The sequence below is a fragment of the Pseudomonas sp. BIGb0164 genome (assembly GCF_024810135.1).
Classification (GTDB): Bacteria; Pseudomonadota; Gammaproteobacteria; order Pseudomonadales; family Pseudomonadaceae; genus Aquipseudomonas.
The window spans coordinates 380,467-394,929 of sequence record NZ_JANUEA010000002.1; the positions used below are offsets into that span (position 1 = coordinate 380,467).

Consider the following 14,463-nt stretch of genomic DNA (forward strand, 5'->3'; position numbering starts at 1 on the left):
CTCGCCACAACAAGCCGGACGCCTACAGGTCCTGATGAGTGAACCCAAGGAAAACCGTATGAGCCTGTCCTTGTTAAGCCGTTACGCCTTCTTTGCCGTGTGCGTCATTTTCACCCTCGCCAGCCTCCCCTTTATCCAGCATGAATGGCTGTGGCCCATCACCGTGGTCACCGGCATCCTCAGCCTGATCGGTATCTTCGACCTGCTGCAAAGCCCCCACGCGGTGCGCCGCAACTACCCGATCCTGGGCAATATCCGTTACCTGGTGGAAGCCATCCGCCCGGAAATCCGCCAGTACCTGCTCGAATCCGACAGCGACGCCCTGCCCTTCTCCCGGGCCCAGCGTTCGCTGGTGTATTCACGCGCCAAGAATGAAAGCGCCGACAAACCCTTCGGCACCCTGATCGACGTGTACCAGTCGGGCTTCGAGTTCATCGGCCACTCCATGCGCCCCGCGCCGTTGAGCGACCCCAGCGCCTTTCGCGTGATGGTCGGCGGCCCGCAGTGCAAGCAGCCTTACTCGGCGTCGGTATTCAACATCTCGGCGATGAGCTTCGGCTCGCTGAGCGCCAACGCGATTCGTGCGTTGAACCAGGGTGCCAAGTTGGGCAACTTTGCCCATGACACCGGCGAAGGCAGCATCAGCCCCTACCACCGCGAAAACGGCGGCGACCTGACTTGGGAGCTGGGCAGCGGCTACTTCGGCTGCCGCACCAGCGATGGCCGTTTCGACCCGGAGCGCTTCGCCGTGCAGGCCCAAGACCCCCAGGTGCGCATGATCGAAATCAAGATGAGCCAGGGCGCCAAGCCCGGCCATGGCGGCATCCTGCCCAAGCACAAGGTCACCCAGGAAATCGCCGAGACACGTGGCATCCTGATGGGCGAAGACTGCATCTCGCCATCGCGCCACAGCGCGTTTTCCACGCCGATTGAAATGATGCATTTCATCGCCCAGTTGCGCGAGCTGTCCGGCGGCAAACCGGTGGGCTTCAAATTCTGCCTGGGCCACCCATGGGAATTCATGGGCATTGCCAAGGCCATGCTCGAGACCGGCATTCTCCCGGACTTCATCGTGGTCGACGGCAAGGAAGGTGGGACTGGCGCCGCGCCGGTGGAGTTCACCGACCATATCGGTGTACCGCTGCGTGAAGGCCTGCTGTTTGTGCACAACACCTTGGTGGGGCTGAACCTGCGCGACAAGATCAAACTCGGCGCCAGCGGCAAGATTGTCAGCGCGTTCGACATCGCCAGCGTCCTGGCCATCGGCGCCGACTGGGCCAACTCGGCACGCGGCTTCATGTTTGCCATTGGCTGCATCCAGTCCCAGTCGTGCCACACCAACAAATGCCCGACCGGCGTCGCCACCCAAGACCCTCTGCGCCAACGCGCACTGGTGGTGCCGGACAAGGCCCAGCGCGTGTTCAACTTCCACCGCAGCACGCTCAAGGCGCTGGCGGAGATGCTCGCCGCTGCCGGCCTTGATCACCCCTCGCAACTGTCGGCCAAGCACCTGGTACGGCGCATGTCGGCGACGGAGATCAAGCTGTTCTCGCAGTTGCATGTGTTCCTCAAGCCCGGTGAATTGCTCACTGGCGAAGTGAACGGCGAGTTCTACTCGCGCATGTGGCAGATGGCGCGGGCGGACAGTTTTGAGCCCAATGAGGTTGCCGCCGCCTGATCCTCCTGAGGCCTGCCCGGAGCCGGGCAGGCTTTACATTCAGTAATATCCCGCCTTTGCAATTACTTACAAATACCGCCAACCTGCGCCCGCCCGACGTGCGGCGTACGACAACACGCGCATTCGCCTGTCTTTTTTAAACTTATTGTTCAAGAGCCCGCTGCCATGCTGAACGGACGCGACCCGCGCATCGATTTTTTTCGGGGCCTGGCGTTGATCTTCATTTTCTGGGATCACGTCCCCCACAATCCTCTCGGCCAGATCACCCTGCGCAACGTCGGTTTCAGCGACGCTGCAGAAGTCTTCGTGTTCCTCGCCGGCTTCGCGTCGGTACTGGCCTACGGCAAAGTCCTGCAACGCGAAGGCTACTGGATGGCCTGTCTGAAAATCCTGCGCCGCACCTGGGTGCTGTACGTGGTGCATATCTTTCTGCTGGCGATGCTGATGGGCATCGTGTTCTTCGCCAACAGCCACGTGGAAACCCGCGACCTGGTGCAAGAGATGGGCATGACCCACTTCATCACCCACCCGCAACAGGCCCTGCTCGATGAACTGCTGCTGCGCTTCAAGCCCAACCTGATGGACCCGCTGCCGCTGTACATCGTGCTGCTGGCCAGCCTGGCGCTGGTATTACCGCTGATGCTGCGCACGCCCCTGGTGGTGGTCGCGGTGTCGCTGACGGTGTACCTGCTGGCGCCGTGGATGGGCTGGAACCTGCGAGCCATCGAGGATGGCGTGTGGTACTTCAACCCGATCACCTGGCAGTTGCTGTTTGTGCTGGGTGGGGCAGCAGCGATTCACAGCCAGCGCGCCAAGTCTCTCGATCATCGGCCGCTGGCGCGCCAGCCGCTGTTTATCGCGGCTGCGGTGTATGTGCTGATCACCGGTATCCTGACCCTGTCGTGGCGCTGGCCTGAACTCCACGACGCGGTGATGCCTGCGCTGATCAGTGACTTGATCTACCCCATCAGCAAGACCGACCTGTCCCCGGTGCGCCTGTTGCATTTCCTGGCCCTGGCCTACGTCACTGCCAAGCTGTTGCCGAGCGCCAGTTGGACGCAAAACCCGCTCGCCGCGCAGGTGTGCCGCATGGGTCGGTTCTCCCTGGAAGTGTTCTGCCTCGGTGTGCTGCTCGCCCCCCTGGCCGACATGCTCAATGCCATGGCCGGTGATGCACTGGCCGTGCAACTGCTGACCGCGCTGGCGGGCGTGGCGCTGATGGCCGCCTTGGGCGCCTGGCTGGAGTTGAACAAGCGCCTGAGCCGGCCCCGCGCTATATAGGTAGCCCCCGTCGCAGACGGGCGGGTGCTTCCATTTCCTTCCACATCTCGACGTGAAAGGAAACGCCCCATGCCTAGCCAAGAACGCCCCAACGGCCTGTCCGGCCACCTGCAGTCCAGCCAGTCCTGGGGGCTGCAGCAGGCCCTGGAGCTGCTGCGCCAGAACCTGGCGCAGTCGATGAGTAGCCTGACACGCGCCCAACAGCGCGATTACATTCGCCTGCAACGGGAGGCCATCGCGGCGCTCAAGGCCGTCGAAGCGGAAAACGCCACCCTGGTCGAACACTTCAAGGCCCAGGGCCTGGCGCTGCTGCGTGAAAAACTCAACGGCCTTGACCCGCAGACCCTTTTCATCAACACCCGCTACCTGGAAAAAATCGACACCCCGCTGCCCTGGGAACCCCACAAGAGCAGCGTGGAGGGCTCTCCCCCCTCCTCGCGCTTTCGTCGCGCGGTGGACGAATGGCAGTATCGCGTCCATGTCTCCAGGCTGTCGTTGTGGGACGCCGCCTGCCTGAATTTCGACTTCGGCACCGGCAACCCGCAACCGTCTGGCCACAGCTACGTTGACGCGTCCTACCTGAGCGGTGTCGACGAAAAACAATTGAGCGTCAGCCAATTCATCGCCATCTGCCGCGAACTGGACCTGGGCGCAAAACTGCACACCCGTTTGGCGAATAGCATGGGGGCTGGCGGCAAGCTGCAAGGTTTGATCGAGACCTGCGCCCGCGCCCATTTGCGATTCGAAGCGCTGGAGGCCTATCGAAACCGCGCCAGCAGCGGCGTGACCCAGGCCAGGTACACCGCGCTGTTGGCCGCCATCGAGGGCACAGGTACGGCGCTGCCCTTCGACACCCTGAGCATGGACATCGACTACACCCTGCTACCGGCTGTGCCCTTTACCCCATCGGGTACCCGTGTGCCGGTGCCCTTGTTGCTGATCCATGTCGGCAGCCTGGGGGTGATTTCCTACTTCCCGTTTCGCCCCGGTGGCGCCTTGCGTTATCACCTTGACGCAAAAAGCGCCGGCGCGCAGTTTCTCGACGACCTCAAGGCCAGCCATGACGCGGGTGATCTGGGCTGGTTCTCGCGGCAGTTGCCGATCACCGAAATCAGCCAGTTCAGGGACCTGCTACGCGAAGAGCCGCGCCCGGAAGGATTGAGCCTGGTAGCGGGCTATCTCTACGACGGCTTTCACAGTCTGTTCCCGAAAAGAACCCTGGAACACATCCGCTTCGTCCATGACCCCAAGCCGGCTCGCCCACACAGCCTGGTCCAGGCGCTCACCTATCGCCATGTCCAGCACTACCAGGCCAATCTGGGCATGCTTGCCACCCGGCGCTCGGAACGCGACCTGCAAGGGGTGATCGACGGTGCCGCCGCGATCGCCAGTGAAATCATGGAATTGCTGATGACGCCCGTGCCGGGCGGTGTCACCGGCCTGAACCGCGTGATGCAGCTGGTGGTATTCAGCAACCTGGCCTACAGCCTGATCATCGGTATCAATGAGGCCGCCAAGGGCCAGGCCAGTGACTTCGCCGCCGCCATGGCCGATGTGGCTGACCTGGCGATCAACGGCCTGTTGATTTCCACCGCCGGGCGTGTGCATCGCCAACGCATGGAAGGCCTGCTGCAACGCCTGGGCGACCCGCGCAAAGTGTCACGCAGCGACGGAACCGTCGAACTGTGGAAACCGGACATCAGCCCTTACGCCATCAATAATCAGCGCCTGCTCGACGGCCAGATGCCGAACGCCCAGGGGCTGTACTTGATCGATGGCGAGCTTTACGCCCGGGTGCAACACGGGGCGTTGCACGTGGTGGCGCAAGTCACTGCCAACCCGAAGGCCCCGGGGTTCGTGATCAAACACAAAAACGGCGATGGCTTTGCCGCGCCCGTGGTGTTCAAACCCGAGCTGCAAGCCTGGGTGCTGGACCTGCACGGCGCCGGTCAACTCACCGACGCTCAATTGATCAGCCAGATGCTGCCCAACGGTGAAGCCTCGGTATCCGCAGCGCAGATCCGCCACCTGCTGCGTAGCACCGCTGTTCCCCGTGCCACCCTCGATAGCATCTGGGCGGGTGAGACGCCGCCCGTCAATTTGATTGAAGCGACCCGGCGTATGCAGGTCGATCGGGTCATCGAACAACTGGCCAGCGGTTTTCATCGCAGCGGCAACCTGCCGGCCTACGCCGGCAGTGCCATTTTGAGCCTGTTGACCCAACTGCCCACCTGGCCTGCCGACGCAATCATCCACCTGTACGACCCGCAAGGCCGGCTGCTGGAAAGCCACGCCGCCAACGACCATGCCACACGGGCGATCAACCTCAAGCGCAAGGATGACGGCACCTACATTGCCCTTGACGCTGCGACCACCCACGTCGCGACCCAGGAGTCGCTGTTCGAGCTGATCATCCGCCAGCAGCCCGCCACCTCGACCCTCGGCAAGGAAGGCAGCCCACAGCTCACCGAAGCCCAGCGCATCGCACGCTTGCGCGTGCAGATCAGCGCCCTGGCGAACAAGGAACGCATTGCCTTGTTCCAGGCCCTGACCCGCTATGCCGGCCAGGCCCGGCACCAGGTCCCAGCCGATGAACCGGCCCGGGTATTTGTGCCGATCAAGGCCAACACCGAGGGCGTGGACGCCACCCCGTTGCTGAGTAAACTGCGCACTCAGTTCCCGCCGTTGACCCTGGCCAACCTTCGTCAGTTGCTGGAAAAAACACCCCTGGACCCTGCGCAGCAAAGCGCCTACCTCAACGACGCGACCTTGCCGGCCAACGTGCGCGAACACCTTGAGCAGCACCGCACCGCGTTGCGGATCGACGCCGTGATTGACGGCCTGTACCACCCTCGTGCATTCAGCCGCGACACCGACCAATGGGCTCGCGAATTCACCGCCAGCCTGCTGCAGGAGCGTCTCAAGCGCCACTTCACGGTCACCGAGATCGTCGACGGCCCCGCGCAGGATCGCTACCAGAACACCGGCCCTGAGGACACCACCGTCGAACTGTTGCACTACGGCAACGGACACTACGAAGCCTACGACATGCGCAATGCCGGGCCGATCCCTGTGGCGCCGGTCGTCGACAGTTTTTACCTGGCCATTGCCTCGGTGCTGCAACCCCACGAACGCACCACGCTGGGCATGACCTCGGCCAGCGACGCCCAGGGCCTGCGCACTACCCTGGGTGATCTGATGAGCGAGCGCCGCGGCCCTGCCGGCCTGGTGAGCCTGCTTGATCATTCGCTAGGGCAGTACCAACAGAGCCTGGTATTGCCCCTCGACTTGAAGCCCAACCCCGAGGGTCTGTACGACTGGCAAGGCCAACAGTTGATGCCGTTGTACGGTGCGCTCTACCCGGTGACCTACGACCAGGCGGTGCTCCGGTGGCGGCTCAAGCACCCGCAGAAAGTCGGGGTCGATACGCCACTGCTGGAACACAACCACCACGGTGCCTGGCGGCTGAAAAACGAAAACCCGATGGCCTGGGATGACCATCACCTGTTCTCACGCCTGGGCGCGGTTGACTTCAACCTGGACCAGGCCACCGCCACGCGCATCCTTAAACTCACCGACACACCACCTAGTGCCCTGCGGGAGGTCCACTGCGCCGGCCTGCCACCGCCGCCACTGCTGAAAGACAGCAGCAAGCGCTTCGGCATCGAGCGCCAGATCCTGCATTTCATCCAGGCCATGACCACCTACTCGGCCACGCGCACGGCACGCCCCTCCCTGCAATTGCTGCTGGTGTGCGGCCTGCCGCAGTGGCCGGCCAGCCACGTACTGGAGCTGTACGATGACGCCGGCCGTACCACCGCGCACTACCCTGCGGCCAATGCCGGCGCCCCCGACAGGATCCGGATGTCCCAGGCCCGTAGCCGCAGCCTGGAACCCTTGACCCCTCTGGTGCGCAACGATGCACTGACCCGCGCGTTGATCGGCGAGCTGCCCGCAAGCCAGGACGAGCGCCTGTTCAAGCTGGCGAAGACGATCGCCGGACACGCCTATCGCGAGCGGTCCCAGCTCTTCGATACGCTCTACGCCCAAAGCGAACGTGAGGGCAACGCGCTGCACACTCGTCTGCGTCGCCATTACCCGCAACTGCCCGGCAGTGCGCTCCAGGCCCTGCTGGAACACGCCACCCCCAAGGAGCTCAAGAGACTCAACACCCATGACCAAGTGCCCCTGCGCCTGCAACAGCAAGCAAAGTTGACTGCCAACGATGTGCGCCTCAACCGCGCGTTCGAAGGTTTGTACCTGAGCACCCTGACCAACCCCGACAGCGAAAAGATCATCCTGCATACGCTCAAATTGCTGCCCGGCTGGCCGGCCAGTGTGCGTCTGGATATTCATCAAGGCAGTGCCAGCGGGCCGTTGCTGGAAAGCGCCGGGCACCTGGCAGGCAGCGAGCGCAAGGTCCTGGCACGGGTCGATGGTCGCTATCAGGCCTATGCCGCCGACCACACATTGATCAGCGACAGCGGCGATACCTCCACGGACTTGCTGACCGCCATCTGGCGCGTCTTGAGCGACAGCCAGCGCAAGGCCCTGGGGCTGGATGACAGTGGCGACACGACCGCCCTGCGCGCGCCCATAGCCGAGCTGGCGCTCAACCAGCGTGTCGCCATCAAGGACCTGCTCGGGTTGCCCCATATTCCTTACTGGTTGCAACCGCCGATGCGCGTCCACAGCACCTTTACGGCCTACCCGTTCAGCCTGCGCAACTGGTGGCCATTCAGCGATACGCAGACAACGGAGGCGGTGAGCATGATGGGTAGGCTTTATCCAAGCATGCACTTGGCCGACGTCAGGAAAATGGTCGAATCCTGGAAGCTGGAGCCGTCGCAGGCGTGGTTGGAAGCGCAAAGGCGCAACAAAGAATACGAAATCTTGAAGTCCGGCCTTGAGCGTTGGGTGAATGGCGAATATCCCATCGATGCCGATGACCCCCTCGGGTTGAACTTGGGTCGCCGCGGTTATGCCGCGCTACAGATACGACGCGCCTGGCGACGGGAGACACGTCTGGCCTATGTAGGCGGGCTCCTCGACGCCTATACCCTCGATCTGCAACTGGACGGCAGCAATACGCTGCCGGACGCGGATTTCATCCTGGGTACGCGAGGTTTCGAACACATCGAGTACCTGAAAATTTCCGGCGACAGCTTTCCCGCCACAGGCAACGCGTTCCTCGGCAAATTCACCGGCCTCAAATCACTGCGGCTCGACTGCATGCTCACCGATCTGCCCACCAGCATTACCGATATGACGCAACTGGAGAACCTGGACCTGAGCGACAATCACATCGTCCTCACCCAAGCGTCACGCCAGCGCCTGGCCAACCTGACCAACCTGGAAATGCTGACCCTGGACGGCAACCCGCTGGGCCTGACGCCGGATGTCTCGGCCATGCACCACCTGCTCAATCTCAACCTGCAACGGACCGATATCAGCCAATGGCCCATCGGTGCCGAACACCTCACTCACCTGCACAGCCTGCAGTTGCAAGAGAACCGTATTACCACGATCCCCCAGTCACTGTTCACCAACCCCGCCATGCGCATGGCCAATCGTGGCACGATGCTGCATGGCAACCCGTTGGATGCTGCCACCCGGCAACGGTTGAACGAGTACCGCCAGCGCACCAACACCGTCTTGGGCGGCGCAATGCCGGGCATCCTGCATGTGGAGCGCTCCACGGATGACATCTCCCCATGGCTGGAAAGCGTGCCACCTGCCGATCATGGGCAACGCAGGGCAGTGTGGGAACAACTCCAGCACCATCAAGGCGCAAGACCGGACGATGTGTTCCGGGTACTGGGCGACCTGACCCAGAGTTACGACTATAGAAATGAACCGCGGCGCCCAGCCTTGGTCAGCCGAGTGTGGCGCGTGCTCAATGGCATGGCTGAATCCCACGAACTGCGCGAAAATATTTTCCTCAATACCTACCTGGCCGGTACCTGTGGTGACGGGGCTATTCTGGCGCTGAGCAATATGGAGCTCCTGCACCGGCAACAACAGGCCCTGGAGCTTCCCAACTCTAACCAGGCCAATCGGGAATTGCTGGCGTTGGCCGAGGGGCTGTTCTACCTGCGCAAGCTGGATGAGTTGGCCGATGATCACCTGGTCTCACTGCGCAATCAGCGCGGAACGGAAGGACTGGAGCCAGATGATGTCGAGGTCAAGCTGTACCTGCGACTGCACTTCAGAGAGCGCTATAACCTGCCGTTGCAGCATGAACAAAGGCTCTACGCGCCAGGCAACGATCTGACCGATCAGGCTTTGGGCCAAATCGCCAATGCCATGGCGGCCCTGAAATCGACGAATGCCGTCGAAAACTCACTGCTGATGGAAGAGTTCTGGATCAAGTACCTGGCACGCAGCATCCCGGAACCCTTCGCCACCATCGAAGATGTGACGCGCTACAAGCTTGAAGCGCTGAAACAGGAAATACCCGACACCCGCTCCATGGATTACCAGGAGCGGCGCCAGTCCATCAACGAGGAAAAGGAAAGCGAGCTCAACCGCTTGATCAGCCAACTGACCCGTGCGGCCAAGAGCGGCGCGCAACGGGCCCATTAAACGTCAGACCGACTGAGGGGCAACCCGACCGTTGCCGGTCGGCTGCAGCTTGAAGACGTAGAACAACACCGTCAGCAGCACCAGGAACGCCGGCCCTACGTAGAGTGCCACGCGGGTATCCGGGAAGTAGGCCATCAGGCCGACCACCAGCACCAGGAACGCCAGGGCCAGGTAGGAACTGAGCGGGTACAGCCACATGCGGTACTTGAGCCCCGCCTGCTCGGCCGGGCTCAGGCCTTTGCGGAACTTGAGCTGGGCCAGCAGGATCATCAGCCAGGTCCAGATCGCGCCGAAGGTGGCGATGGACGTCACCCAGACGAACACCTGGTCCGGCACCAGGTAGTTGAGCAACACGCCCAGCAGCAAGGCAAAGATCGACAACAGCAGCGCCTTGCGTGGCACGCCATTGCGGGAGGTCTTGGCGAACGTGGCCGGGGCCTGGCCATTCTGCGCCAGGCTGTAAAGCATGCGCCCGGTGCTGAAGATGCCGCCGTTGCAGGAGGATAGCGCGGCGGTGATCACCACGAAGTTGATGATGCCGGCGGCGGTCTTGATGCCCAGGCGCTCGAACGTCATCACGAACGGGCTGCCCTGGGTGCCGATTTCATTCCACGGGTAGATCGACAGGATCACGAACAACGCGCCCACGTAGAACAGCAGGATGCGCCAGAACACCGAGCCGATGGCACTGGGAATGGTCTTCTGCGGGTTGCGCGCTTCACCGGCGGTGAGGCCGATCATCTCTACGCCCAGGTAGGCGAACATCACCATCTGCAAGGACATCAACACGCCCTGCACGCCGTTGGGCATGAAGCCGCCATGGCTCCACAGGTTGGCAATACCCAACGCCACGCCATCGTTGCCAAAGCCGAACGCGATGATGCCGACGCCGCCGATGACCATCGCAATGATGGTGACGATCTTGATCAGCGCGAACCAGAATTCGAATTCGCCGAAAGCCTTGACCGCGATGAGGTTGATGGTGCCCATGCTGACCAGGGCCGCCAGGGCCCAGATCCAGCGCGGCGTGTCGGGAAACCACACGCCCATGTACACCGCCACGGCGGTGATCTCCGCCACGCAGGTCACCAGCCACAGGAACCAGTAGTTCCAGCCCGTGAGAAAGCCCGCCAACGGGCCGAGATAATCTTGTGCATAGCGGCTGAACGAGCCGGCGACGGGGTTGTGCACCGCCATCTCGCCGAGGGCGCGCATGATCACCAGGATCGCAAGGCCACCGATGATGTACGACAGCATGATCGCCGGGCCGGCCATTTCGATGGCCTTGGCCGAGCCGAGGAACAGGCCGACACCGATGCAGGCACCGAGGGCCATGAGACGAATATGGCGTTCGCCGAGTTCGCGTTTGAGCGGGCCGCCTTGAGCGGTCTCGCCAGGGGGCAGTGGGTTGCCGACGGGCATAGGGGTACAACCTCATCTTGTTATTGGATTGTCCGTTGAGTTTCCGGGGAACAGGCCGGTAAGCCTGCACCCTTGCCGAAACCGGGGCCGCCTGATAGGCGAACCGTTCTTGCCGGGCAAGATCAGCGGGGCGTGCAGTATAAAAAGCCCAGGTCAGGGTCTTTCACTATAAAAACGAGGCAATTTAGGTTAATTGCTTGCCTGAATTCAATTTAACAGGAGCATCTATCCTGTCTACCGCGACAAAACGTCACGCAGGGCGCCGAACGACGTAGCTATCCGGAAGATTCTGGCCGGGAAAATACATTTCCCTCACAGGCAGCCCCCAGCGACTACGCTTCTAACAAGTCCGATCAATCTGCGTGTAGGGATCAATCGACTATGGGCGCACTGTGGCAAACCGATTCGACCAAGGCTGCGAAAGTACAAGGCAGTCCGGACACAGCGCCTTTACCCAAAAATAAACCCAGGCCTCGCTACGGCCGTCGGCTGTTCTGGCTGATCGTGCTGATGGGCTTGATTGCCCTGGGGTTCGCCGCCGCCAAAGAGATGCGCACCTCGCGCCTGCAAGCCCAGGAACTCAGCCGCCTGGCCCGCGACCTCACCTACCAGGTAGAACCCGGCGCCAGTGACGCCATGGTCTATCCGGGCGCAGGCCCCTTCGACCGGCGCCTGGGGTATAGCGACCTCGACACCTTTTTACCGCGCCTGCTCAAGCGCGGTTACGTGATCCAGGCCCAGTCGCGCTTCTCCCCTGAACTGATGGACTACAGCGCCAGGGGCCTGTTTGTGCCCTATGCAGAAAAGATTCAGGCCGGGCTGTCGATCACCGATTGCCGTGGCGTGCCGCTGTACCAGTACAACTACCCGCAGCAGCTGTACGACAGCTTCGCCTCGATCCCGCCACTGGTGGTCAACAGCCTGCTGTTCATCGAAAACCGCGACCTGCTTGACCCCGCCCAACCCCAGGCCAACCCGGCGGTGGATTGGCCGCGTTTTGCCAAGGCCGCCTGGTCGCAAGTGGCCAAGCTCCTGCACCTGCCGGGCCAGAGCGCCGGGGGCAGCACCCTGGCCACCCAGTTGGAAAAGTATCGCCACTCGCCGGACGGCTTGACCGTGTCGGGCGGCGAGAAACTGCGGCAGATGTTTTCCGCCGCCGTGCGCGCCTACCACGACGGCCCCGATACCCTGACGGCACGCAAAAACATCTTGCGCGACTACCTCAACAGCGTGCCCCTCTCAGCGGTGCCCGGGCATGGCGAAGTGCACGGCATGGCCGAGGGCCTGCGGGTGTGGTACGGCGCCGACTTCAACCAGGTCAACCAGGCCTTGCGTGGGCCGGTGAACGCTGAACAGGGCTTGGCGTTGCGCCAGGTGTTGTCGCTGATCATCGCCCAGCGGCGCCCCTCCCATTACCTGGCCAAGGGGCGCGACGAACTGGCCCAGCTCACCGACAGCCACCTGCGCCTGCTGGCCCAGAATGGCGTGATCGAGCCAGTCCAGTTGAAGGCAGCCCTCGCCAGCAAGGTCACTTACCGCGACTGGGTGCAGCAACCCACCGTCCAACCGATCGAGACCAACAAGGGCATCAGCGTGGCCCGCAGCCGCCTGGCCGCCCTGCTCGACCGGCCGCTGTACGACCTCGACCGCCTGGACCTGTCCGCCACCACCACCCTGCAAGCGCAGTTGCAGGGCCAGGTCAGCGACTACCTCAAGCAGTTGGCTAACCCCGACTACGCCCGCCAGATCGGCCTGCTCGGCGAACGCCTGCTCACCCCCGCCAGCACCGCGCAAGTGCGCTACAGCTTCACGCTGTTCGAGCTGACCCCAGACGGCTCACGAGTACGGGTGCAAACCGACAACACCGATCAACCCTTCGACATCAATGAAGGCAGCAAGCTGGAGCTGGGTTCCACCGCCAAGCTGCGCGTGCTCACCACGTACCTGCAGATCATCACCGAGCTGCACGACAAGTACGCCGCCCAGGCCCCCGCAGCACTGAAAAAAATCGTCGTGGATGACCAGGACCGCCTGAGCCGCTGGGCCCTCGACTACTTGATCCAGACCCCGGACAAATCCCTCGCCAAGATGCTCGACGCCGCCCTCGACCGGACCTATTCGGCCAGCCCCGGCGAGCGTTTTTTCACCGGGGGCGGCCTGCACACCTTCCACAACTTCCGTAGCCAGGACAACGGCCGCAGCCCGACCCTGCGCGATGCCTTGCGTGAGTCGATCAACCTGCCATTCATTCGCCTGATGCGCGACGTGGTGCGCTACGTCACCTACGCCGGCGAAAACAACAGCGCCGCCTTGCTCAAGGACGACAGCGACCCGCGCCGTCAGGAATACCTCGCCGGTTTCGCCGACCGCGAAGGCACCACCTTCCTGCGCAAGTTCTGGAGGAAGTACCAGAAGAAAGACACCCAGGCGCGCCTGGAAACCTTCCTCGACAGCCTGCGCCCCACCCCTATCCGCCTGGCCGCCGTGCACCGTTACCTGTTGCCCAACGCCAGTCAGGAAAGCTTCAACCTGTTCGTGCGCGCCCACATGACCGGTATCCAATCCCCCATCAAACTCACCGACGAGCGCCTCGAAAAACTCTACAAGGACTACGGCCCCGGCACCTACGACCTGCCCGACCAAGGCTACATCGCCAAAGTGCACCCCCTGGACCTGTGGCTGCTGGGCTACCTGCTCAACCATCCTGACGCCACCTTCACCGACGCCGTCAAAGCCAGCCAGTTCGAACGCCAGGAGGTCTACAGCTGGCTGTTCAAGAGCCGCCACCAAAGTGCGCGAGACAGCCGGATCCGCACCATGCTGGAGATCGAGGCGTTCCTGGACATTCATCAGCGCTGGAAAGCCGTGGGCTACCCCTTCGACCACCTGGTGCCGTCACTGGCTACCGCCATCGGCAGCTCCGGCGACCGCCCCGCCGCGCTGGCGGAACTGATGGGGATCATCCTCAATGACGGCGTGCGGCCCCATGTGCTGCGCATCGACACCCTGCACTTTGCCGCCGACACCCCGTATGACACCCACGTGGTCAACGACCCGGCGCCGGGCAAGCGGGTGATGCCGGTGGAGGTGGCCCAGGCCTTGCGTGGCGCGCTGTCCCAAGTGGTGGATGCCGGCACGGCCAAACGGGTGGCCGGCAGCTTCAAGCTCGCCGACGGTACGCCGCTGGCCATGGGCGGCAAGACCGGCACCGGCGACAATCGCATCGAAGCGATTGGCGCAGGCGGGCGCGTGCTGAGTTCGAAATCCATCAACCGCACCGCGACCTTTGTGTTCTACCTGGGCGAACATCACTTCGGCACATTGACAGCCTTCGTGCCCGGCCAGTCAGCCGAACACTTCACCTTTACCTCGGCGCTGCCGGTGCAAGTGCTCAAGGGCATGGCGCCGATCCTGATGCCGTACCTGCAACCGGGCGAGCAGACCCTGTGCCGCCTAAGTATGTAACGCCAGAGGTGCAGCACCCGCCTTTAGGCTGG

Annotated in this window: 5 protein-coding genes; 4 read left to right on the forward strand and 1 reads right to left on the reverse strand. The window is 62.8% G+C overall.

Annotated features, from left to right (window positions below):
- Nucleotides 1-58: 58 nt before the first annotated feature.
- From M2394_RS05725 to M2394_RS05735, 3 genes are all read left to right on the forward strand, one after another.
- The gene (locus tag M2394_RS05725) at nt 59-1,678 is read left to right on the forward strand and encodes an FMN-binding glutamate synthase family protein (RefSeq protein WP_178922006.1); all 1,620 of its coding nucleotides are present in this window, start codon (nt 59-61) and stop codon (nt 1,676-1,678) included.
- Between the two features lie 165 nt (nt 1,679-1,843).
- Nucleotides 1,844-2,959, forward strand: coding sequence for an OpgC family protein (locus M2394_RS05730; RefSeq protein ID WP_259171867.1), 1,116 nt, complete (start codon nt 1,844-1,846; stop codon nt 2,957-2,959).
- A gap of 69 nt (nt 2,960-3,028) precedes the next feature.
- Nucleotides 3,029-9,544, forward strand: a complete 6,516-nt coding sequence (locus tag M2394_RS05735; RefSeq protein WP_259171868.1) for an NEL-type E3 ubiquitin ligase domain-containing protein — start codon at nt 3,029-3,031, stop codon at nt 9,542-9,544.
- Between the two features lie 3 nt (nt 9,545-9,547).
- Here the strand turns inward: M2394_RS05735 and M2394_RS05740 are convergent, their stop codons facing one another.
- Nucleotides 9,548-10,966: an amino acid permease gene (locus tag M2394_RS05740; RefSeq protein WP_178922001.1), complete on the reverse strand. Its 1,419-nt coding sequence runs from the start codon at nt 10,964-10,966 to the stop codon at nt 9,548-9,550.
- 381 nt (nt 10,967-11,347) lie between these two features.
- Here M2394_RS05740 and M2394_RS05745 point away from each other — a divergent pair, with 381 nt between their 5' ends.
- Nucleotides 11,348-14,431, forward strand: a complete 3,084-nt coding sequence (locus tag M2394_RS05745) for a transglycosylase domain-containing protein (protein ID WP_259171869.1) — start codon at nt 11,348-11,350, stop codon at nt 14,429-14,431.
- Nucleotides 14,432-14,463: the final 32 nt, after the last annotated feature.

Bases quoted from the DNA above. Each gene is read 5' to 3' on its own strand.
- M2394_RS05730 (WP_259171867.1), top strand. From the start codon at position 1,844: ATGCTGAACGGACGCGACCCGCGCATCGATTTTTTTCGGGGCCTGGCG.
- M2394_RS05735 (WP_259171868.1), top strand. From the start codon at position 3,029: ATGCCTAGCCAAGAACGCCCCAACGGCCTGTCCGGCCACCTGCAGTCC.
- M2394_RS05740 (WP_178922001.1), bottom strand. From the start codon at position 10,966: ATGCCCGTCGGCAACCCACTGCCCCCTGGCGAGACCGCTCAAGGCGGC.
- M2394_RS05745 (WP_259171869.1), top strand. From the start codon at position 11,348: ATGGGCGCACTGTGGCAAACCGATTCGACCAAGGCTGCGAAAGTACAA.
- M2394_RS05725 (WP_178922006.1), top strand. From the start codon at position 59: ATGAGCCTGTCCTTGTTAAGCCGTTACGCCTTCTTTGCCGTGTGCGTC.